16 protein-coding genes are annotated in these 23711 nt (G+C 33.7%); 6 read left to right on the plus strand and 10 right to left on the minus strand.

Annotated elements, in window-relative coordinates; genetic code table 11:
• The first annotated feature begins 949 nt into the window (after window positions 1-949).
• The 3 genes from RAM17_RS05735 to RAM17_RS05745 all read left to right on the plus strand — a co-directional run bounded on the left by RAM17_RS05735 (window position 950) and on the right by RAM17_RS05745 (window position 6986).
• The gene (locus RAM17_RS05735; RefSeq protein WP_146208334.1) at window positions 950-2203 is read left to right on the plus strand and encodes a hypothetical protein; all 1254 of its coding nucleotides are present in this window, start codon (window positions 950-952) and stop codon (window positions 2201-2203) included.
• A gap of 444 nt (window positions 2204-2647) precedes the next feature.
• Complete coding sequence (locus RAM17_RS05740) at window positions 2648-4459, plus strand: hypothetical protein (protein ID WP_110448145.1); 1812 nt, start codon at window positions 2648-2650, stop codon at window positions 4457-4459.
• 970 nt (window positions 4460-5429) lie between these two features.
• Window positions 5430-6986, plus strand: coding sequence for a PT domain-containing protein (locus RAM17_RS05745; RefSeq protein WP_110448144.1), 1557 nt, complete (start codon window positions 5430-5432; stop codon window positions 6984-6986).
• A gap of 788 nt (window positions 6987-7774) precedes the next feature.
• Here the strand turns inward: RAM17_RS05745 and RAM17_RS05750 are convergent.
• A complete protein-coding gene (locus tag RAM17_RS05750; protein ID WP_181414682.1) occupies window positions 7775-7945 on the minus strand; it encodes a hypothetical protein in 171 nt (56 codons plus the stop codon).
• A 52-nt stretch (window positions 7946-7997) separates the two neighbouring features.
• On the opposite strand from RAM17_RS05750, the gene RAM17_RS05755 reads away from it, so the two are divergent.
• Together RAM17_RS05755 and RAM17_RS05760 are read left to right on the plus strand one after the other, a co-directional pair.
• Window positions 7998-9122, plus strand: coding sequence for a hypothetical protein (locus tag RAM17_RS05755; protein ID WP_146208333.1), 1125 nt, complete (start codon window positions 7998-8000; stop codon window positions 9120-9122).
• A gap of 122 nt (window positions 9123-9244) precedes the next feature.
• Window positions 9245-9811, plus strand: coding sequence for a hypothetical protein (locus RAM17_RS05760; protein WP_110448142.1), 567 nt, complete (start codon window positions 9245-9247; stop codon window positions 9809-9811).
• A 103-nt stretch (window positions 9812-9914) separates the two neighbouring features.
• Here RAM17_RS05760 and RAM17_RS05765 read toward each other — a convergent pair whose 3' ends face one another.
• The 9 genes from RAM17_RS05765 to RAM17_RS05805 all read right to left on the minus strand — a co-directional run bounded on the left by RAM17_RS05765 (window position 9915) and on the right by RAM17_RS05805 (window position 22016).
• Window positions 9915-10454, minus strand: a complete 540-nt coding sequence (locus RAM17_RS05765; RefSeq protein WP_110448141.1) for a methylated-DNA--[protein]-cysteine S-methyltransferase — start codon at window positions 10452-10454, stop codon at window positions 9915-9917.
• Between the two features lie 357 nt (window positions 10455-10811).
• Window positions 10812-11576 (minus strand): histidine phosphatase family protein, encoded by a 765-nt coding sequence (locus RAM17_RS05770; RefSeq protein ID WP_110448140.1) that lies wholly within the window; start codon window positions 11574-11576, stop codon window positions 10812-10814.
• Between the two features lie 12 nt (window positions 11577-11588).
• Window positions 11589-12914 (minus strand): OprD family outer membrane porin, encoded by a 1326-nt coding sequence (locus RAM17_RS05775; protein WP_110448139.1) that lies wholly within the window; start codon window positions 12912-12914, stop codon window positions 11589-11591.
• Between the two features lie 175 nt (window positions 12915-13089).
• On the minus strand, window positions 13090-13908 hold the full coding sequence (locus RAM17_RS05780) for a histidine phosphatase family protein (protein WP_110448138.1): 819 nt from the start codon (window positions 13906-13908) through the stop codon (window positions 13090-13092).
• An 80-nt stretch (window positions 13909-13988) separates the two neighbouring features.
• Window positions 13989-15380, minus strand: coding sequence for a glycoside hydrolase family 1 protein (locus tag RAM17_RS05785; protein ID WP_110448137.1), 1392 nt, complete (start codon window positions 15378-15380; stop codon window positions 13989-13991).
• A gap of 3 nt (window positions 15381-15383) precedes the next feature.
• Window positions 15384-17285, minus strand: coding sequence for a beta-glucoside-specific PTS transporter subunit IIABC (locus RAM17_RS05790; protein ID WP_110448136.1), 1902 nt, complete (start codon window positions 17283-17285; stop codon window positions 15384-15386).
• A 158-nt stretch (window positions 17286-17443) separates the two neighbouring features.
• The gene (licT, locus tag RAM17_RS05795) at window positions 17444-18307 is read right to left on the minus strand and encodes a BglG family transcription antiterminator LicT (protein ID WP_110448135.1); all 864 of its coding nucleotides are present in this window, start codon (window positions 18305-18307) and stop codon (window positions 17444-17446) included.
• 186 nt (window positions 18308-18493) lie between these two features.
• On the minus strand, window positions 18494-20368 hold the full coding sequence (gene htpG, locus RAM17_RS05800) for a molecular chaperone HtpG (protein ID WP_110448134.1): 1875 nt from the start codon (window positions 20366-20368) through the stop codon (window positions 18494-18496).
• 274 nt (window positions 20369-20642) lie between these two features.
• Window positions 20643-22016, minus strand: coding sequence for a sodium-dependent transporter (locus tag RAM17_RS05805; protein WP_198199572.1), 1374 nt, complete (start codon window positions 22014-22016; stop codon window positions 20643-20645).
• A 920-nt stretch (window positions 22017-22936) separates the two neighbouring features.
• Between RAM17_RS05805 and ubiG the strand changes: the two genes are divergently transcribed.
• Window positions 22937-23647, plus strand: a complete 711-nt coding sequence (gene ubiG, locus RAM17_RS05810) for a bifunctional 2-polyprenyl-6-hydroxyphenol methylase/3-demethylubiquinol 3-O-methyltransferase UbiG (RefSeq protein WP_110448133.1) — start codon at window positions 22937-22939, stop codon at window positions 23645-23647.
• Window positions 23648-23711 lie beyond the last annotated feature (64 nt).

Raw genomic sequence — 23711 nt, forward strand, 5'->3', positions numbered from 1 at the left:
TAATCTTACCTTACATCATCAACAAATCAATTAATCAAGTATTTGGCAACCGGATAGCGAGCCTGCTGAAGTTGATTTAGCCTTTATTAAAAGTCTAAAAATGACATTATTAAAGATTGAACATTGTATTATTAATCCATTTTAATGAAAAGTTTTTGCGAATCAGTGGTTAAAATTTGCTATATATTTGTTTTTTCTAAATTAGCAAAAATTTTTACTCAGACCTCCATTAATAAACCAACAATTGTTAACTTTACTTTACATAACTTGACAAAATTTAACATTATAAAGTTTGATATAGTTAAATACTTTAATTATGATTTTATCAAATTTAGATATTTCTATTTAAATAAAACAAATGGATAAGCGGGTGTTTGAAGATGCTAGACGTAGTTGTTTATAGGCAAGACAGCTAAAATTACATAATTAAGCAATCAAAAGTTATCAACACCTCTTTATCAACATTTATTTATTACTAAATTTTTATCCATAAAAAAACAAGTCGTTAAAGTGATTGTTTTATAAACAATATTTATAAGTATGTTGGGTATGATTTCTCAATTAATAACGCTAAGCGACCTGATAATAAAGTTGTAGGATTTGTCTAGTTAAAAGTAACCACTGATAGTCTTGCATTTAATATTTTTACTACTACCTTCTAAAAATTGATCTGCAGCACATAGAAATTAACTATGTAATTTTAAAGAATAGTAATCAAATTTTTATCAATTTTGATTGTAATTGGTTTCTACTAAATTGGAATGTTTCATCAAAAGGAGTCATGTTTTTGCGATTTTATCATCAAAGATATCCTATCTTCACTATAGCGTGTTGTACATCATTAAATTCTATAACATCGGAATTATTAAAAATAAGATCTAATAATTTTGTTAATAGTTATGACAATTACAAACCTTATTTTGCTTTTAAAACATGGCTTTTGGGGTTTATGTTGCTATTTCTTTTTTCAAATGCCGAGTGTTTAACTGTAAAAACAGTAAATGTGATTACTGGCAATGCTCCGTATTTATCGTTTGATGGTAGAAATCGAGCCTTAAATACCGAACCACTGCTTTGGCTTAGATTATCAAACGGTTTGGTTTATCAGCCATATCAAGATCGTTCAAATTACAACAATCCAATAAAGCTACCTGAGTCAGTTGCGAAAGTGAAGGATATCCAAACTATTGTACCATTTAATAATTATCCTAGTATTAGCTTAAGTAACATTATAGCCACTAATAATTATTTTAATGATATTGATGGCGATAGCGGAATTAGTTCATCTGGAACCTTAAATGTTACGTGGCGAGATGTTAATAATAATGACATCACTAATTGGGTTAAAAATAATCGGGAGGCATATTTATCAATTGTTAACGCACCCTATAAACTTACCATTTCGTCTACAAGTGGACGTTTATCAACGCGTTATGGACTTCCACAATCAAGTGATATAAGCAATTTTCAGGGGGCTAGTCATACTTATTATTTTTCCCCTGAAGCTAATGGGCGAGCCATAAAGACACGCTCTGATTCATGGGAATATCCTGTAAATCGTAATCAATGGAATAATTTTCCAACTACTGGAGGTGATGGACTTAATTATACATTAGTGCTTGATAAAATCAGCCCAGAAGAAGTGATAGCTATCAATGGTAGTACTATATATCCCGAATCAGGCGAAGGTGTAAATTTATCTTTGTGGAGAGATTCAATTAATGAAGTAGGGATAAGACTAAATGGACCTAAAATAATTGGTGGAGGAAGGTCAACAAAAAAAGGTGTGGCGATAATTGGTTCGGGTAAAGTGGATAAGAAATTTGGTATTTCAAGTTTTGTACTTTATGCTGATAAAGAACGTAAAACAGTTCTGTATAAATTTAGAATAGGTACTTGGTTTATTAATACAAATCGTTTTGAAACCAAAAAAACTCATAATCCTACACCTCCTAAGTATTGTAATTATGAAGGCTATAACTTGCCATCGCCTAGACTATTTAGTAATTTTTATTTAAATCGACCAACGACATCACAAACATTTAGAGAATTAGGTCGACTATATTCTGAATGGGGACAACATGTTGGTAGTTGGCAAATTACGGATCGAGTGATGACTTCTGGTGGTGAGGTTATTCAAGAGGGCGTTATACGAGGTAGTTTTTCAGGCGAAAGATTACGTATGATTTGTGCTACAAGGTGATCACAGAACAATTAAGCGAGTAATTGCCAAATAAGGTTTGTTAACTATATTTTGCTCAAGTTTCCACCTGAACTTTATTTCTCAATCAATAATCTTATTAGCGACTAAATGGTTAATTTTCAGAATTAGCATCGATTTGTGCTGTATTAACAGCCTAAAAAAGTATTTTTTATAGTTTAATATTAACTTATTAATTAACTATGATAAAAATTTTTTTCGCGACAGTAACTAAAATTAACAATATTTTAGTATTTATAAAAGTCAGCTAAAAATTTTTTCAAATTTGTAACATAAAATCAAAGCGTTTTAGTTCAACTTTTCTTTACATTATTTGACAAAATTTAATATTATAAAATTTGATATGGTTAATGATATTATTTACACTTTTCTTATAAAATTGATTTTTCGCAATAAAAACACAATACTTTTACAAAGGATTGATATATGTTATCAAGTAGTTGTTTAGTAACTAACCATAAATTGGGATTATTTAACCGATTAATTGCTGCAATGTTAGCAATATATTTGCCTCAGCATCAACATTCATTTTTTTCTTTTAAAGATTTATTTACTGTTAACCTCTTGTTTTTTAGAGTCAATTTTATAAAACCTTTTTTTTGTTTAAAACCGATGCTAATAAATGTATTGGTTATAAATAGTTTATTAACCCTTTCAATTAATTCGACATATGCATTAAATACCAGTACGGTTAATGTAATTAATGGTAGTGCTCCTTATCTTACCAATGATGGAGGTATGACAAAAGCAGATAGTACGGAAAGTTTGTTGGGTATAACTTTATCCGATGGAACAGTCATCAATGCTTCAAATGATGAATCCAGTCTAGTAACTCCAATCGAGTTACCGAGTCAAGACGATACTTATGCGAGTATCCAAACTATCGTTCCGTTACCGGCAGCAGGTAATAGTAGTTATCCTAGAGTAAATATTATTGATTTACTGAAAGCACCGTATAACTATTTTGGTGATGATGATGGCGATGGTTATGATGATGTAACCGGTGAAGTTATCGCAACAGCGAGTGGTGATATAGGCGTTAAATGGGAAAATATTAATGGTATTGATGTTACCGACACAGTTAAAAACAATGCCTATAGTAAATTTATTGAATGTGATAGTCCATATAAATTAACCTTAACAGCAAGTAACGTTGAATTAAATACCCTATATGGAGAGCCAAATAAAAGTAGTTTTATGGGCGGTAGCCATAATTATTATATAAATCCTAAAGTTGAACCTCATGTCTGTTATGCTCAACCTAGCCCATTATATGATGATGGCACTACTGGAGTGGGTATGTTTTTTGATGGATCTGGCTGGGATTCGGCCATTATTTCTTGGAATTATAGAGGTTATCCAAGTAAAGGATTTAGGATTAATGGCGCACGTAATAGTGGTAATTATGATGGTGAAAGTTCGATTTATAAAAATAATTTTCCAAGTACAGGGTCTAATGGATTATATTTTTATTTGTTATTGGCAGGAATAAGTCCAGAAGCGGTGATCGCGGCCAATGGCAGTAGCATAAGCGCTGTAGAAGGTGGCAATGTCAGATTAAGCTTAAGTACAGGTATAACTCTATGGGAGCATGATAGCTCTTTTCTATTTAATAATGCAATAATGTACCCTTATCAAGCCCCATTATATGGTGTACCACAAAAAGCATTAAAAATAACCTTAAATGGTCCTCGAGCAACGTCTAATGATAAGAGTTTTAGTCCTTCTACATTTAGGTTATATGCCGATAGTAGAAAAAGTAAAATACTTTATGAATTTAAATTGATGCGTTGGTATATTCCTACCGATATTGTCTATCAAAATATTCTTATAGATGGAGATTTATCGACCACTCAAGCGAAAGCTGAAGAAGAGTGTCGTCGATTAGGTAAAGGTTATCGGTTAACGGGAATGTATGATTTGACCTATGATGTTTTTAAAGAAAAATGGCATGCTATACCTCCAACAAACAATAATGCTCTTCGTCAGTTAAGTTACCGTAAAGATGGTGAATGGGTCAGAGGAATAATCAATGAATGGGGTTCTTTATATAACAATAGTTTCTCGCATACTCGTAATTATCCTGATAGTGATTGGGTACATGAAGCTTATGGGATTGCAGATCCATTACCGGGAATCAACGATGATAAAAATATACAAATTCCGTCGGTTAATATTTATAATGGTTCTGTCCTATCAGGACCTAAGGTTTCTTATTTAGCTTGTGTTTCACCTTAATAATAAGAAGTTTAACAATTAAATTAAAATATTATCCAATGTATTGGGATTTATATGTGAGATTTTAAATAGCTATTAGTAAAATATTAGTCTTACAATCTCAATATAAGGAAATATTGTAATAATAAATAAATTGTATTTTTACACGTTTACAATGAGGGTAGCTTTATTGTAACTGCATTATAGGCCATAAATTAAAAGTAAGATTTTTACAACCAAAGTATGTTAATGATTGGATAGCAAATTGTGGATTCCTATTACAATAAGTTGATTAAGCGCCAGCCAAATGGGCTATTAACGTCATTTTGTGCAGAGTTAGAGTGCGATTATCATAAGGATCTATTTAGGGGGCTATCAGCGATGTTGCCGTGAAGAGAGCGTAGCGAAAGTAACGGCAAAAGCCAGCCGAGCGCGTTTGAAGACGCGCGGAAGGCAGGCGTCGGAGCTATCGACTAAAAAATATACAACATTAGGATAAAATATGCAGTGTTTTAGTTTTAATTTTATTTTAGTAGGTCAACAAATTAATTATTTAAGTAGTTGTTAATCAATTAGCTATCTTGTTGAAGTTGATTTAGCCTTTATCAAAAATCTCAAAACACCATTATTAAAGATTAAAGATTAAAGATTAAAGATTAAAGATTGAAGATTGAAGATTGAGTTATTAATCTATTTTAATAAAAATATTTGCATAACGAGGCTGCTTGTTACCATGATTTTATTGAATTTTAAGATTTTATAAGATCATCATTAAATAATAATGATCTTTATGAATGGCCCGAAAAATATCAAGATCAATTAATAACAGTAATGCCCTGATTTTCCTTACTAATCTTTACAATTTTTAAAAAGCTAGCAATTGCGGAAATTACGCAATTTACTTATACTTAAACAGTCAAAAAATTAAATTTTTATTGAAATGAAACAATCGGATTTCGTGACAAAGGATTGAAAAAATGTTAAAATACAGTTGTTTAGAGGCCAGCCAGCCAGCCAGCCAGCCAGCCAGCCAGCCAGCCAGCCAGCCAGCCAGCCAGCCAGCCAGCCAGCCAGCCATAAATTAGGGTTATTAAAGGGATTATTAAGTCAAGCTTGCATAAATCATCCAATTGCAAGTCAACGATTCTTTATTTCCGTTAAAGAAATCATTACCGCTAAAACTTATTCACTTAACTTACAGTTAAGTCTTAACTTTTTGTGTTTAAAACCAACATTTTTAACCATATTAGCTATATCTAGTTTATTAATCCTTTCAATTAATTCGGCATATGCATTAAATGCCAGTACGGCCAATGCAATTCATGGAAATGGCCCGTATCTCTCTTTTGATGGAATAAATCGCGCTTCTACTGCAGAGCCACTGCTTTGGCTTAGATTATCAAATGGTACGGTTTATGAGCCTTATCAAGACCGTTCAAGCAGCAACAATCCGATAGCGTTACCTGAGTCGATTACTAAAGTAAAGGATATCCAAACAATTATACCGTTTAATAATTATCCTAGTATTAGTTTAAGTAGCGTTATCGCAAGCAATAATTATTTTAATGATATTGATGGAGATATAGGAATTAGTTCATCGGGCACCTTAAATGTGAAGTGGAGTGACGTTAATAATAACGATATAACTAATTGGGTTAAAAATAATCAAGATGCATCTTTGTCAACTACCGATTCGCCCTATAAAGTTACCATTTCGTCTACAAGTGGACGTTTATCAACGCGTTATGGACTTCCACAATCAAGTGATATAAGCAATTTTCAGGGAGCAAGCCATACTTATTACATATTACCCGCATCTCAAGCTAGGGCGTTAAGAACACAAGGCTTAAATGGAGGACACTCATTTGATGTTACATCAGATATAAATAAAAATTTTCCTACAACAGGTGGTGATGGATTGAGTTATTATTTATATTTAAGTGATATTAGTTCAGAAGAGGTGATTGCAGTTAATGGCACAAATGTTAATGCAGTAAAGGGGGAAGGCGTATATCTAACTTTATCACCGGAGAGAAAATTTGTAGTAAAAATAACATTAAATGGCCCTAAAGTTCAGGAAAAGCTTATAGTTGTAAATGGGAAGCCGGTAACGGTTATAACAACGGTGGATAAGAAATTTACATGGTCAACATTTGTTCTCTATGCAGATAGAAATCACAGTAAAGTACTTTACCAGTTTAGAATCAATAAATGGTTTATTAGACATGGCGTAGGATCTATAGTAAACAATGGCAACAGAATAATATCATCTCCCTCGATGGAAAACTGCCGCAAACTTCCGAAAGAGCCTGACATTTATATTACACCAGATCCACGCCACTTATCAAAATATAGATCCAAGGGGCAATTTTTTGAAGGAGAAAAGGTATCATTAAATACACTATTTGGTGAATGGGGCGAATATATTGGTTTATGGAACGTGGAAAATAAAGTACAATCATCGGCAGAGACAGTTTATAAAGGTGTACTTGGTGTTTCTGCAATCGGGACGTATTCAATTATTTGTATCACAGGGAGTCCTAAGTAATCCATATTTATGAACAGTGATATCAGCGACGTTGCCGTGAAGAGAGCGTAGCGAAAGTAACGGCAAAAGCCAGCCGAGCGCGTTTGAAGACGCGCGAAAGGCAGGCGTCGGAGCTATCGACTAAAAAATATACAACATTAGGATAAAATATGCAGTGTTTTAGTTTTAATTTTATTTTAGTAGTTGTTAATCAATTAGCTATCTTGTTGAAGTTGATTTAGCCTTTATCAAAAATCTCAAAACACCATTATAAAAGATTGAAGATTGAGTTATTAATTTATTTTAATAAAGATATTTGCATAACGAGGCTGCTTGTTACCATGATTTTATTGAATTTTAAGATTGTTGGGATGATGATTAAATAATCATGATCTTTGTGAACGACCGAAAGATATCAAGATCAACTGATAACAGTAGTGACCTGATTTTACTTACTTATCTTTACAATTTTTAGACAGGCAGGAATTGCCAAAATCACTCAATTTAATTATACTTTTTACCAACAATAAATTATATTTTTATTCAATTAAAATAGCCGGATGTCGTGACAAAGGATTGAAAAAATGTTAAAATACAGTTGTTTAGGGGCCAGCCAGCCAGCCAGCCAGCCAGCCAGCCAGCCAGCCAGCCAGCCAGCCAGCCAGCCAGCCAGCCAGCCAGCCAGCCAGCCATAATTTATTAAATCAAAAACGTTTTTTTGATAAAAAAAAGCCCTTTTTAGTTTTTTTTGTTTTCTCAATTATAACTCACAATGTAAGTGCATTATCTGCGTCAACTGTCAATGTTATTCATGGTAGCGCACCATATATAACTTTTGATGAATACAAAACACAATCGGATCTTTCACCTTTATTATCAATTGCTTTACCCAATGGTGAAAAAATAAGCCCATTAACTGACACATCAAGTGCAACACAACCTATTAGACTTAATACTAATAATACAAAGTTTGCCGACATTCAAACTTTTGTTCCTTTTCCGGTTGACAATATAAATTATCCTACAAAACCTTTGAGTGATATTGTTGTTGGTTCAAATTATTGGTGGGATATGGATGGTGATGGTAGCGATAAATCACCGACAGTGACCGGAAATTTAAAAGTGACATGGCAGGATGATGAGGGAAACGATATAACTAATTTAGTGAAGAATCAAGTTGATACATTACTAGATGGTTGCTTGGCACCATATAAATTAACTGTATCAGCAACACAAGGCACTATTTCTACTACTTATGGGATTCCTAAAACAAGATCATTTTCTGCTATTCAACATAGCTACTATATTTATCCAAAAGTCATGTCTACCGCCAAATTTTGTTATGCAAAACCTAATGTAGAATATGAAAATGATATAAATGGTGAGTGGAAAAAGGGCAAAGGTTTTATCTTTTATGATCCTGATAATGTTTATAAGAATTTTCCTACTACTGGATCAAATAATTTATTTTTTGATTTAAAAATAGCTGGTTTATCAGCAAAAGAACTAATTAAAATTAATGGCGAAAGTGTTTCTCAAATATCAGGTAGTGGTGTAAGTTTAGCTTTAAGTGACCATCAAGGCTTTTTGCGAGTAACTTTAAAAGGCCCATCAGCCTCAACTAATGGCGGTCAATTTCAACCTTCTACATTTAGACTTTATGCGGATTATAGTAAGACAAATGTTTTTTATACCTTTACGTTACAGCGATGGTATATTGCCTTTATAGGGCCTTCTGGCAGTTATGCTAACTCAAAAAATAAATGTAACAGCTTAAATGGTGGATATCGGATACCTAATGTATTGGAATTAACTAATTCTAATCGTGAATACAATGAGAATAATATTTATATAGGTTGGACTTATGGTATACCTGGTGTTGGCCCAGAATATCGAAGAATGATTAGTTATAAGAATGATCGTGGTACATGGATGGGAGGTCTATTTGCTGAATGGGGTAATACTACTAATTTTTACTATAAGAGTAGTGATTGGGATGATTATAATGATCCTTATTTTGGTACTTCGATTTATTGGTCAAGTAATATCTTTAGAGGTGATGCTAAAACATTATATGTAGTAGATTCTCGACAGGGTATTGTTGGTACTCGAGCTGATTTTGAACATATGTATTTAACTGCTTGTATAACACCATAATGATTGGTAAGTAAGTTATTGAACAAAAATATACAAACATAAAGTACTTTTTTGTAAACCTAATTGTGTTAATTTCAAAATTGATACGGTTAGGATTTTTAATTTAAAATGAATTATATTTAATGAATATAGAAGAAAAACTTAAATTAAGTCAGCAGTCTGATTGTATCTATTTTTTTCGAGAACGGATGTTTGCACAAGTTTATGGAGTATCACTCTATTTAGCCGCTACGAAATTAAATTTAGATTTGAAAGTTTATTGTCAACAATATAAAAAATTGAATAATAAAAAAGTATTAAAAGCTGGAATATCAATACCAAAGTTAATTGGACTTTTCTCAGACCAACTTATTGTTCAATCTTATGGTTATCAATTAAGAGGAAATTGGCAGATTAATTTAACACAAGTTATTGAATGGCAGAAATTGCAATTTACTGCAATAGAGCAATTAAGAATGATGTCAGCGCTCCCTAATATTACAGAACCTAATTCAAGCCACCTCTCAAATAGAAAGGATAAAGCCCGATTAGCATTAGCCGGCAAGCATTCACAGGATGCTTGGCATCTAATGCTAAGCGAAAGAGAATATAATTATTTAAAAGATTGGAAAAAAGGGAAATATCCGTTATCAATTGACTTAAGCTTTATCGAAAAACTGTCCCAAAAAATTGCATCCAGTCGCGCTTAGCGATTGGCGTAATTTTTTGCTCAAAAAGTGAACATTAAAATCACTAAAAAAATTACGAAAAACGCTTTTTTAATGCAATAAAAAGTTAACAAGTAAACTTTTGTTAAATCGCTGTGCCTTTTTTAGGGATGAAAAAATTTTGTATATCAACTTGTTCATGTTGCAAAAGCCAAATTTTTTTGTCAATTCCACCAGCATAACCAGTTAAGTTACCATTGGCTCCAATAACCCGATGGCAAGGAATAATAATTGATAAAGGATTGTGACCAACCGCTCCTCCAACGGCTTGACTGGACATATGCGGCTTATTACATTTCAATGCCACTTGTTTTGCGATATAACCATAGGTAATGACTTCGCCGTAAGGAATTTGGGCTAATATATCCCATACCATATACCTAAATGCGCTACCTTGAGGAGCAAGTGATAATTGCTTTATAGATGGTTTTTTTTCAAGAAAATAGTCATCTAACCATTTTTTAGTTTGATTAAATATTGTCAAATTAGATTTTTCTTGTTTGGTCGCATTAACAATTTGACCAAAATATTTTTGCCCTTCAATCCAGGCGCCAACTAATTTATTGTGCTGGCTAGCTAAAGTTATCAATCCCATTGGTGACGAATAATGACAAATATAAAACATGAAAAATCCTGATATTACCGATTAAGCGATATTTTATTATAACCAGTTAATGTAATTTAAGTAGTAAAAATAGTTGTTTATTCTAGATTGTTCAATTCAGTAGTTATAAAAATTTTTTCTTTTTTTATATTATCTGCAATGAATAATTTAAAATAAAAAATTTATTAAAACTATTTTTAGTAATATATTGATTAATAATATATTATAAAGTGGTTGTAAATGATGAATTCGAGTAAACTAGCTTATTATTTTTATGTATTAATACCGCAAACAAAGTGATTAAGCATAGTCGAGTGAATAGAATATGATTCAACAATAATAAAAAAAGACTCACGTAAGTGAGTCTTTTTATAAAGATTATTTGCTAGCTTTGCCTTTTTCTACATAGCTCATATCACCTAAGGATTCAACGATAAATTTACCATCATCGGTATAACGGATTTTAGTTACGCTAGCGTTACCAAGTCCACTCGTGATAGGTTTATCTAACATCTCTTCAACCATTGCCATAATAGCCATACCGTGAGAGACCACCAATACATTACCACCACCTTGTTCTTGAGCAGATTTAGCAATAGCCTTTAATGAGGCTTGCATACGAGTTTTAACGGCATTGTAGTCTTCAGCTTGACCTGATTTCTCAACAGCTTTAATCGCATCCATCATTTTTTTAAGGGTAACTTTACCTTTAGCTAAATCAGCCATTAGGGCTTTGTCTGATTCATAACCTAGATGCTGCGCAGCTGGGTTCCACATGTTTGGATCAAGATCACCTTCAAAATCACCAAAGCAAGTTTCACGCAGACCTTCCATTTCATTAATGCTTAATTTAGTTTCACCTTTAGATTCAAGTACGATTCTTGCTGTTTGTCTGGCACGACCAGAGTCACTTGAATATACCGAAATAAAATCAACATCTTTTAAACCTCGGCCAAGTTGCTCGGCAACTTCAATGCCTGGTTTAGTAAGAGGCGTGTCTGACCATCCTTGTGCACGATGCACGTTATTAAACATAGTTTTACCATGACGAGTAAAATAGATATTCACATCAGCAGCAACAGTTTGTGCTATTGATGCAGTAAGAATAGCGGTTAATCCAATAAGTTTAATAAGTTTTTTCATAGTTTCGTCCTTTTATAACAAGTTAAATCGATAATCAATAACGGTTTCAGCTGATAATGTTGGTGAACGTTGTGCATGGCCGTCTCTCAATTTAGGGGTAATGTCTTTGCTACTCATGGTTTTATAAGACCAACCATAACCAAATTTTGACAAAATAGATAGATTTTTAAATGTTCCACTGGTTGGTTTCCAGATGTTAAACACGTTAATTTCACCATTTTTTAGGGTTTCATGTTTATAGTTAAATTCACCATAGTTTAGATATAAACCAGTGGTATTATCTTTAAAGAAGTCATAACCTAATACGCTGGATAATACAACTTCGCCATCACGCATATAGTCCGCACCTGCAGCTGCCATACCATTATAACGGCCACGGTTATTTTTACCTATGTGACGACCATAATAACCGATAGCGCCTTTTCGATTGGCATCGGTATAAGCGATACCGAATTTGGCACTCCAGTCTGCTTCTTTCCATTCAACATCGGCTGCATAATGCCACGCTGAATCATCAAAATCACGCACATTGGCTTTCATTTTGTCATGATTTTTAAGTGCAGTACTGCCATAGATTTGTGAACCAAAGGTCAGTTTTTCTATTGGTTTATATGAAAACTCAATTGCATGACGATTGATATAATCTTTGGCAACACCATAAGAGTAATCAAGTTTAATTACTTCATCTTTATAGGCGATTTCAGCAGTTTTGATATTATCAATTACGTGTTTTCTATCTAAACTATAAAAATGCACTTTTTTAGCCGATTCACGAGGCAAAGTACTATCTATATAAGCTAACGATAATGCCAAATTAGAGTATTTAAGTGTGCCACTATACCCGAGATAACTGTTACGGGTTAAATGTTGCGATGAACTAATTACCCCCATGTCTTTTAAACTATGCCAACCTGCTTTACCATTAAAATTAATCTCTTTATTACCAAGTTTGACTTTAGCATAACGTTGCGTAAATTTGTTAAAACCATGAGCATTGTGTTTATCCGCTTTTTTGCCATCGTTATAAAGTAAGTTACGAGTGGCAAAGTAATCACTGGCTCCAAGTTTGATGACATTGTCATAAGTAACATCGAATCCCAAGATATCTAACCAATAACCTGATTTATAGTTAAATGTTAATGCTTGTCCCCACGCACTATGAACTTCTTTGGGTTGCGATGCATTTTCTTTTAAATACTTCCAATGATTACGTGTGGAAAATTCAAATTTGCTATCTTTGAAAAAACTGTTATCAGTATTCAGCGAATTTGATTCAGCCGCAATAGCTGAAAAACACATAATATTAAGTAGCGCAAGCGAAAGGTACTTTATTTTCATTGTTATATCCTATCTTTATTTTTCCAAAAAAAAACCTAAATATCGCCCACAAACCTATCGGTTGAGCTGATATTTAGGTTTTGCCTGCCTAAGCAGTAACAATCCTATTTTGCTAATTTAATTACTAATTATCTAATTTTATTAAGATTATAGTTATTTGTTTGCCTCCAGTCGTTTATTTATTTAGTGATAAATTACCTTGATTGACATACTCCATATTGCCAATTTCAACTACACTATATTTACCATTTTGATACACAATTTTAACCACGGTAGCATTTGACAATGGTTTATTTTTATTTGGGTTATCGGTTAAATCAGAAATCATAGCTTGCATTGACATACCAGATGAAATAGCCAAAATATTTTTTTGATGTTTATCTTGGGCTGTTTTTACAATGCTATGCAGCGCATTTTGGGTTCGCTCTTTAACCTGGTCAAAGTTCTCCGCTTGCTGTTTAGGGTCACTCTTAGCGATGGCATCAGTTAGAGTTGCCACGGGAATTTGTCCTTGCACATAACTTTTATAAAAGCTATCAACAGATTTAAAACCAAGAGATTTCATGGATGCAGATACCATCTTGGCATTGCTTCCACCTTCAAATCCGCCATAAAAGACTTCTCGTAAACCTTTTAATTCTTGGATCTGGTAATCTTTAACACCTTTTTGTTGTAACAAAACTTGCATTGTTTCACGTTGACGTCCAGCATCACTGGTGTAATAAGCATCAAATTGAATGTGTTGCTTTTTAAAACCTTCACCTAAATAACGTGCAACTTCAATACCTTTGTCAGTCAATGGTGAATCAGCCCAACCTTGTACAAGATCATAGGTATTAAATAAAGTTTTACCGTGTCGAGCAAAATAAATATTTATGGCATCATCACTATTATTGTTTATTGCATTATTTGCTTGATTGCTACAACCAGTAGCTAGCGTTGTTAATAACAGTGCACTAGTAACGAATACTGCTTTAATTGTTTTATTTTTCATCTTTAGCCTCATATGGCATTGTCATTAGTATGATGAGTGAAATTATCGGTAGGGCAAATGAAGACCTACCGGAATCATCATTATTTTAAATTAGCACCTTTCGATGAAATGACTGATTGATACCAATAAAAGCTTTTCTTCTTATAACGTTGTAGGGTACCAGAACCGTCTTGATTTAAATCCACGTAGATAAAACCATATCGTTTGGTCACTTCTGCTTTAGATGCACTAATTAGATCAATTGGTCCCCAACTGGTATATCCCATCACTTCAACACCATCATTAATCGCTTCACGAATTTGCACTAAATGATCGTTCATATAATTAATTCGATAGTCGTCATTAATGGTGCCATCAGCTTCGAGTTTGTCTTTAGCGCCTAAACCATTTTCAACAATAAATAGTGGTTTTTGGAAACGTTCATAAAGCAAGTTTAATAAGTAACGGATACCGATTGGGTCGATCTGCCAGCCCCATTCAGACGCTTTGAGATGTGGATTAGGTACCATATCAAGAATGTTACCTTTTTGACGAAGTGAGTCGTCAGCTGTACCACAACAACTCATGTAATAACTGAACGAGATAAAATCGATAGTTTCTTTCAAATCTTCACGGTCTTGATCGCTAATCGTTAATTCAATATTGTTTTCTTTAAAATAACGATTCATATAGGTTGGGTAATAACCACGAGCTTGCACATCACCAAAGAACAACCAACCATGATTTTCTAAATGCGTTGCCCAAACATCTTCTGGTTTTGGACTAAGAGGGTAAGCGATAGCGCCAAGTAACATATTACCAATTTTTGCATCAGGTATAATTTGATGACAAAGTTTAACAGCCCGTCCACTGGCTACTAATTGGTGGTGGATAGCTTGATAGATTTCTGCTTTACTGCTATTTCTAGCTAAACCGACACCGGTGAATGGTTCATGTAGTGACATATTAATTTCATTAAATGTTAACCAATATTTCACTTTATCTTTATAGCGTTCAAATACAGTTTTGGCATAGCGAGTAAAAAACTCAATCACTTTACGGTTTCCCCAACCACCATATTGAGTAACGAGGTAATAGGGCATTTCGTAGTGTGATAAGGTGACTAAAGGCGTAATGTTGTGTTTTAACATTTCATCAAACAGTTTATCGTAAAATGCTAAACCTTTTTCATTTGGTTGTTCTTCATCACCATTAGGAAAAATACGTGTCCATGCGATAGATGTTCTTAAACAAGTAAATCCCATTTCCGCAAACAGGGCTACATCTTCTGGATAGCGATGATAAAAGTCGATAGCCCTATCTTTGATACTGTTAATTTCAACATTATTACGATCAACTATATCGCCAAATAGACCATTAGGAGTACAGTCTGATGTTGAAAGACCTTTACCATCTTCATTATAAGCACCTTCGACTTGGTTAGCGGCAATTGCGCCGCCCCATAAAAAATCATTAGGAAAAGTATTAGCCATGTTTTACTCCTTGTTTGCACTTAACGCTAATAGTGCGTCACCATGTTGAATATTATCTTGATTAAATATGCACTGCACATCGATATAGTCATCACTGTTAGTGATTATGATTGGTGTAGTTACTTCAAAACCGGCTTGTTTTATTGCTTCAATATCAAAGCTTACTAGTCGATCACCTTTTTTCACTTTTTGACCACTTTCTACATGAGCTTCAAAATGTTGGCCATCTAACTTCACTGTATCAATACCAATGTGGATAAGTATTTCTGCACCTGATTTAGTTTGGAAACCGATAGCATGTTTCGTTCTAAATAGTGACACTACTTCACCATCTTCTGGTGCGACAGCTTCGCCAATAGTTGGAATAATTGCAGCACCTTTACCCATTAAACCGCTCGCAAAAGTAACATCATTAACTTCCTTTAAGTCAATAAGTTGACCAGTTAATGGGCTGGCAATAGTGATTGTTTTTACTAGTTCATCACTATCAGTTTTATTGTTGTTTGAATCAGAATTTTCTATTTCATTTTCATTATTTTGTTTTTTATCTTTTGGAATACCAAATAGATAAGTGACTAATGTGGCTACTGCAAATGAAATAAGTGAACCAAATACTACCGCATAAAATTTTTCATTAATGCCTGTAGGTGGAATTAATTGTAAAAATGAGAAGATACTAATAAAGCTGAATGAATAGATGACCGAATGATAATAACCAACAATACCTCCACCAATCATTGCCGAAATACAGCCGATAATAAATGGACGTTTTAATGGTAAGTTAATGCCATAAATGGCTGGTTCGGTTACCCCAAAAATTCCAGATAATACCGATGAACTTGCTAATGTTTTAACTTGTGGATCTTTGCTGCGTAACATAACCGCTAATACTGCGCCAACTTGAGCGAATACCGCAGGGAATAAGATTGGAATCATAAAATCTTCTTGATAAACCGAGATATTATTCATCGCAAATGGTACTAATCCCCAATGGATACCAAACACCACCATCACTTGCCAAAGAGCAGCTAAAATCATAGAAGCAATGACAGAGTTAAGTTGATAAACATAGATGATACCACTAGCAACGGTATCACTTAAGAATGACACAACTGGACCAATTACAGCAAAGGTTAGTGGTACGGTAATTATCAAACCAAATAACGGAGCAATAAACTTTTTGAATGAGTCATGCATGATTTTGTTTAAGTTGCGTTCTAATAATGAATAGAACCATGCAGCTAAGATTATTGGGAAAACCGATGAAGGATAAGGGATTAATTTAATAGGAATGCTAAAAAATTCTGTTTGTAATTCAAACTTATTACCTAACATGCCAACCACACTAGGATGAACCAATGCACCACCTAATGCCATACCTACATAAGGATTACCACCGAATTTTTTAACCGCTGAAAATCCTAGAATGATTGGTAAATAATAGAATGGGGCGTCAGCAATCGCATTTAAGAAGTTAAGGGTTGGTGAGTCAGCTTGAACAAGTTCCATGACTTGTAATATTGCTACTATTCCTTTAAAAATACCACCAGCAACAAGTACGACTAGTGCAGGGATAAAGATACTAGAAACTAAATCAATCAGTTTTGATACAATACCTTTAGGGGCAGCCGGTGGTGCATCGTTGGTTGGTTTTTCATTGAGATTGGTTAATTGCATGATGACATTAAATACATCTGCAACACTGTTACCGATTACGACTTGGAACTGTCCACCACTTTGTACAACTGTAATGATACCGGCTTGTTTTTTTAAAAATTCAGCATTTGCTTTTGATTCATCTTTCAATGCAAATCTAAGTCTAGTTGCACAATGCACTAGACTGATAATATTATCTTTACCACCTACATGCTCAATAATTACTTCGGCAAGTTGTTTGTTTTTCATAGCTTATCCTTATTTAAGCGCAAAAAAAAACCTAAACTCCCATTCCATTGGGAGTTTAGGTTTTGCTTGCATCAAAAAATAGTTGATGCAATAACAATCCAAAATTTCAGTGTTAATTAAATTAACATAAATTTAATAATATTGTTGCTAATAGTTAATTATTTTGTGATTTCGATCACACTATTATTTTTTAGCTCGGCTCTTAGTCGTTCAATATGAATAGTCAAATACAAACTTTCATCATCAGATAATGGATGCTGATATTGTTGAATTAAATGTAAGTCTATCTGTTTAGTACACAAATAGGCTTGTTCATATTTTTGCCGAATAATTTCATATAATGATGTGTCTTGTTGAGCTTGTTTACCTTGACTCAAGATACGATGCGCAAAAAACTTTAAGTGCGTGACGAATCGTTGATAGGATAGGCTATTTTCATCATATTCAAATTTAAAATGGTATTTAACAATATTCAAAATTTCACGCATGATCTTCGTCATATTAACAATATTCGGCATGGTATCATTTAGTTGTGCATTGACTATATGGAAGGTAATAAAACCAGCTTCGTCTTCGTGCAGTTCTACACCTAAGCGCTGTTTAATCACCGATAAAGCATGCAAACCAATTTGATATTCATTTGGATAGAATTTTTTTATTTCCCAAATGAAGTTATTCGGAATATCAAATCCCTGCTTATGTCTTTCAATAGCAAAATAGATATGATCGGTTAATGAAATATAGATACTATCTTGTAATTTGCCACCTAACTGTTTTTTTGCATAATTGATTATAATATCTGAAGTTGTATGAATTTCGATAGGTATTTCCGAAAGCAACTCAGCAAACTTTGGCAGTATTTCTTGATTATTCAATGAAAACTGCTTTTCAATAAGTTTGGGGTCAATTTCATCTCCTTCCTTTTTTTTGAATCCTACCCCACGTCCAGTAACAATTAATTCATTTCCCTTTGCATCTAACGTTACGACAACATTATTATTTAATATTTTATGAACTTTCATCTGTTACAGTCTAAATTAAAGGTTAGGTTATTATGTCTAGCTTAACAAAAATAGAAAGTGATAAAATGAAAAAGTGTGATAAGTATCAAAATTTGGCTTAAAAATTGTTGATTTTTTGCGGTAAAAAATAGCAATAAACCCGACAGGTAAGCCTTGTCGGGTTGAATATTAGAAATATAAAATTAACTATTGAACAAGTAATTTATTCATAGTCTGAATAAATTTACTTGGATCACTCAATGATCCTTTTTCAGCAAGAAGCGCTTGATCTAACAATAACTCAACCCAATCACTAAATGTTGTTTCATCTTGAGTATTAGCGATGCGTTTAACTAATTGATGATCAGGATTAATCTCAAATGTGTATTTGATCTCTGGTGCTTTTTGTCCTGCTGCAGCAAATAATTTAGCCATTTGGGTAGACATTTCGTCAGCAGCTGTTGTTACAATTGCTGGTGTATCAGTTAAACGATGGGTTAATTTAACCTCTTTAACTTTGTCTGCTAAAACTTTTTTCACTCGTTCAATAAATGGCTCAAGTTCTTTTTCAACTTGTTTTTGTTCATCGCTATTTTGATCGGCTAACTTTTCGATTGATTCGTCAGATTTACTGATAGATTGGAACTGTTTACCAGCAAATTCAGTTAAATTGCTCATCATCCATTCGTCAATACGATCAGAAAGTAATAATACCTCGATACCTTTTTTACGGAATAATTCAAGGTGAGGACTATTTTTGGCTGCGCCATAACTATCGGCAGTAATAAAGTAGATCTTCTCTTGACCTTCTTGCATACGGCTGATGTAATCATCTAATGATACGCTCTGTACTTCGCTATCACTGTTAGTAGTAGTAAAGCGTAATAACTTAGCAATAGACTCACGATTGCTAAAATCTTCACCAGTCCCTTCTTTTAAAACGAGACCAAATTCACTCCAGAATTGTTGATATTGTTCTTTGTCATCTTTAGCAAGTTTATCAAGCATTTGTAAAACACGTTTAGTACATGCATTGCGTAAATTCTGGGTTACTTTGTTATCTTGCAGGATTTCGCGGGAAACATTTAATGGTAAATCATTAGAATCAATTAAACCTTTTACAAAGCGTAAGTAGTTTGGCATAAATTGTTCTGCATCATCCATAATAAAAACACGTTGCACATACAATTTTAAACCGTGTTTATTGTCACGATTCCACATATCCCATGGCGCTTTAGATGGAATATAGAGCAAGCTAGTATATTCTTGTTTACCTTCGACACGGTTGTGGCTCCAGCTTAGCGGATCGGCAAAATCGTGGGAAATATGTTTATAGAACTCTTTATATTCTTCATCTGTTACTTCTGATTTGCTACGCGTCCAAAGTGCTTGGGCTTTATTCACTTTTTCCCATTTAACTTCTTTGCTTTCTTCATCAGTAGTTTGTACTTCAACTGGTAATGAGATGTGATCTGAATATTTGCTAATAATTGAACGTAAGCGCCAATCATCTAAAAACTCTTTTTCATCATCTTTCAAATGTAAGACGATTTCTGTACCACGTGTTTCTTTGTTAGTATCAGAAATGGTGTATTCACCTTCACCAGCAGATTGCCACATCACTGCTTCATCTGCTTTGGCTGTTGCCGCACGAGTTGTCACGGTAACATTATCAGCAACAATAAATGCTGAGTAAAAACCGACACCAAATTGGCCAATAAGTTGGCTATCTTTAGCTTGATCACTACCAATTGATTCTAAAAATGCTTTGGTGCCTGATTTCGCAATTGTTCCTAAATTCTCAATGACTTCATCACGAGTCATACCAATACCATTGTCGGAAATGGTTAAGGTGCCAGCTTCCTTGTTGGTTGAAATACGAACCCCAAGCTCGGCATCACCAGCGTATAAATCAGGATTTTCAAGTGCTTTAAAACGAAGCTTATCAGCTGCATCTGAAGCATTTGAAATTAATTCTCTTAAAAATATTTCTTTATTAGAATATAAAGAGTGAATCATTAAATGAAGAATTTGTTTAACTTCGGATTGAAATCCACGTGTTTCAGTTCCTTGCTTACTCATTGACTAATACCTCAGCTATATTTGCAAATTCAATTAATATTAACCACAAAATGTTCATCTTACTAGTGCGATGAATAAGATGTTATCTCGTTAATATTAATTGATTAACATTGACATAATGATTTGATTAATTGTTGTATCGTTATATGGGAATAAAAAAGACAATTTCAAGAGAGAGTATTAAGATAACTAATTAATTGCTGATTTTTTTGTTATTTGGGCAATAAAAAAGCCCTGATATTAATCAAGGCTTTTAAATTTACTAACCAGTTAGTTATCGAGTTTCTGGTAAGAATCCACAAACTAAAATAACTACTACGGCCACAGGAATGATGACGCGAGTCAAGATTGACCATACACCAAACCAGAAATTGCCTAAGTTCAATTCTTTACGAATGATTTTTTGGTTCATCATCCAAGCACCGAAGATTACAGTTCCTAAGCCAGTCACAGGTAACATAATCTTACTCGTTAGATAGTCGAGTAAATCGAAAATATTTTTACCAAATAACGTGACATCTGACCATTCATTAAAGGATAAAATACAAGCAATACCTAATGCCCAAATTAATACACTACTAACCACTGTCGCAGTTTTACGACCCATAGGCGTTTTCTCTTCTAAAAGCTCTACAGTTGGTTCAAGTAATGAAATTGATGAAGTTAAGGCAGCAAAAGTTAGGAAGATAAAGAATAAACAACCTAAAATTGAGCCAGCAGCCATATTACCAAAGGCAATTGGTAAGGTAACAAAAATAAGACCTGGACCCGCTCCAGCTTCTAAACCATTAGCAAATACTAACGGAAAGATTGCCATACCAGATAGCATGGCCACAATAACGTCTAAAATAACCACGGTGCGGGCAGTAGATAGTAAATTCACATCTTTACCAAGATATGAACCATAAGCCATCATAATCCCCATACCTAATGATAAGCTGAAGAACGCATGGCCTAAAGCAGCTAAAATAGCGGTACCACTCAATGCTGACCAATTAGGGGTGAATAAAAAGTTAAACGCTACGCCAAATGATGGGCCACTAACAATAGCTGCATAACCAACTAGAATTAAAAGCAGTAGCCCTAAACCAGGCATCATCACTTTACAAGCACGCTCTAAACCACCACCAACGCCCATAGCCACAATAATAGTATTCGCAGCCATAAACACGGTATGCCAAGTTAAAAGGCTACCGACATCGCTAAGGAAACCGCTAAAAATTTGCCCAGTAGCAGCACCATCAACACCATTGAAGGTGCCATTGATAGCTAAAAAGATGTAATCAGTCGCCCAGCCACCAATTACACTATAAAAAGAAAGAATTAAAAACGAGCCAAGTACTCCAATAATACCAACCCAGCGCCATAATTTTGAGCGTCCTTCTGATGCGGCAACATCTTCCATGGTATGGATTGGGTTTTTTTGTCCGCGACGGCCGATTAACCATTCTAAAACTAAAATTGGCAAGCCAATGACAAACATAAATAGTAAATAGGTCAGAACAAATGCTGAACCACCCATTTCACCAGCCATATATGGAAATTTCCATATATTACCTAAACCCACAGCAGAACCGGCAGCTGCGAGCATAAATCCCATGCGAGAGCTCCACTGTGAATGACTTTTCTTCATAGTACCTGTACTCATGAATCTATTTTCCCTAGAGTTTTGATTAAATATTTAATTTTAGTTTTAGCAAAAGCCTAACTATTTTTTTATTAGATAAATAAAATGCTAAATCATGCCATGAAATAAATTTATAAACAAGAAAACATTATCATTTATAACGATAACCAATAAAAAATTAAATCGTTAACCTTAAGTTTAATCGTGTTTTGAAGTGGTCAGAGTAAAAAACGAGCAATAAAAAGTTGAGGAGTGACGTTTTTGGCGATTACATTTAGACTATTGCAACCTTTTTTTTACTTAAAATAAAATAATTTAAAAATCAATATGTTGAAAAATGGCTCTAAAAAAGGGTTTTTATTAGTAAAAATAGACTTTGCCTTTTTGCCAACAACATTTATAGTATATCTGGCTCTAGTTCACTGCCGTGTAGGTAGTTTAGAAATCAATGTTTTTAGCCAGTTGTTGCCCATCCTGGTTCACTGCCGTGTAGGTAGTTTAGAAAAGCTTTGAAAGTTGCAATAAAGAAATCAATAAGTTCACTGCCGTGTAGGTAGATTTAAATTTTAAGTCATTACATTATGTTGACGAAAGAGATTGAAGGTCATGTCAAATATGCTTTTTTGACAAGGCTATTTATGTTCTAAAACAAATAATTGATAATCTATAAATAATTAACGTGAAAAAAACTAGTCGCGTAATGACCAGCTAGTTTCGCTGTCGATGGCAAAAACTAGTGGCTGTGTGTACCCCCTTATTCGAAAAAATCCTTTGTACTAAAATCCCCTCAGAAATTATTTAAACCTCTAAACGTTAGTGAGCTAAAACAATTCAATATGACAAAAAGTTGAGAAAAAGGGAGCATGAAATCTTTGATATTGCTAATCATCAGCCCATCGCATATATTACATAAAATATTTACTTCTCTAAAAAGAATAGCCATGACACAAAACATCGATTTGAACGAAATAGATAAGTTTGCAAAACTTGCTTCGCAATGGTGGGATCCCAACGGCCAATGCAAACCATTACATATTATTAATCCATTACGAGTAGATTATATAAAACAATTGTCAGGTGATCTAAATGGAAAACATGTATTAGATGTTGGCTGTGGCGGTGGTATTTTGTCAGAGAGTCTTGCAAAACTCGCGGCTAATGTAACTGCAATTGATCTTGCTGAAGAGTCATTAGCAGTGGCAAAATTACATGCCGAGCAAAATAGTTTAGAAATAAACTACCAGAATCAAACAGTAGAGCAGCATGCTGAACAATTCCCTGCGCACTATGATGTTATTACTTGTATGGAAATGTTAGAACATGTTCCCGATCCGTTTTCAATTATTCATGCTTGTGCAAAATTGCTTAAGCCTAATGGACAACTCTATTTATCGACCATTAACCGCAATCATAAAGCAAAATTAATGTTGATTTATGGTGCGGAATATATTGCACGCTTAGTACCGAAAGGTACTCATGATTTTAATCGTTTTATTCGTCCTTCTGAATTAATGACTTGGGTTGAACAAGCTAATTTGATTGTAAAAGGAATAATTGGTATGGAGTATCATTTGCTTAGTAATCAATTTCGCTTAGGTAAAAATGTTGATGTCAATTACATCTTAATGGCACAAAAAAGCGATGGGGAGTAACAGAGATTAGTTTGCGCTATACTTATCTGCTGAAATATAAATATAAAATTTTACTGGTCTTTTA

This window comes from Gilliamella apis (genome assembly GCF_030758615.1).
In the GTDB taxonomy this organism is placed as follows: domain Bacteria; phylum Pseudomonadota; class Gammaproteobacteria; order Enterobacterales; family Orbaceae; genus Gilliamella; species Gilliamella apis_A.

What these genes read in the sequence shown, in the direction of transcription:
- RAM17_RS05735 (WP_146208334.1), top strand. Translation starts at nt 950, where the DNA reads ATGTTGCTATTTCTTTTTTCAAATGCCGAGTGTTTAACTGTAAAAACA.
- RAM17_RS05740 (WP_110448145.1), top strand. Translation starts at nt 2,648, where the DNA reads ATGTTATCAAGTAGTTGTTTAGTAACTAACCATAAATTGGGATTATTT.
- RAM17_RS05750 (WP_181414682.1), bottom strand. Translation starts at nt 7,945, where the DNA reads ATGTCGGCAAACTTTGTATTATTAGTATTAAGTCTAATAGGTTGTGTT.
- RAM17_RS05760 (WP_110448142.1), top strand. Translation starts at nt 9,245, where the DNA reads ATGAATATAGAAGAAAAACTTAAATTAAGTCAGCAGTCTGATTGTATC.
- RAM17_RS05765 (WP_110448141.1), bottom strand. Translation starts at nt 10,454, where the DNA reads ATGTTTTATATTTGTCATTATTCGTCACCAATGGGATTGATAACTTTA.
- RAM17_RS05770 (WP_110448140.1), bottom strand. Translation starts at nt 11,576, where the DNA reads ATGAAAAAACTTATTAAACTTATTGGATTAACCGCTATTCTTACTGCA.
- RAM17_RS05775 (WP_110448139.1), bottom strand. Translation starts at nt 12,914, where the DNA reads ATGAAAATAAAGTACCTTTCGCTTGCGCTACTTAATATTATGTGTTTT.
- RAM17_RS05780 (WP_110448138.1), bottom strand. Translation starts at nt 13,908, where the DNA reads ATGAAAAATAAAACAATTAAAGCAGTATTCGTTACTAGTGCACTGTTA.
- RAM17_RS05785 (WP_110448137.1), bottom strand. Translation starts at nt 15,380, where the DNA reads ATGGCTAATACTTTTCCTAATGATTTTTTATGGGGCGGCGCAATTGCC.
- RAM17_RS05790 (WP_110448136.1), bottom strand. Translation starts at nt 17,285, where the DNA reads ATGAAAAACAAACAACTTGCCGAAGTAATTATTGAGCATGTAGGTGGT.
- licT (WP_110448135.1), bottom strand. Translation starts at nt 18,307, where the DNA reads ATGAAAGTTCATAAAATATTAAATAATAATGTTGTCGTAACGTTAGAT.
- htpG (WP_110448134.1), bottom strand. Translation starts at nt 20,368, where the DNA reads ATGAGTAAGCAAGGAACTGAAACACGTGGATTTCAATCCGAAGTTAAA.
- RAM17_RS05805 (WP_198199572.1), bottom strand. Translation starts at nt 22,016, where the DNA reads ATGAGTACAGGTACTATGAAGAAAAGTCATTCACAGTGGAGCTCTCGC.
- ubiG (WP_110448133.1), top strand. Translation starts at nt 22,937, where the DNA reads ATGACACAAAACATCGATTTGAACGAAATAGATAAGTTTGCAAAACTT.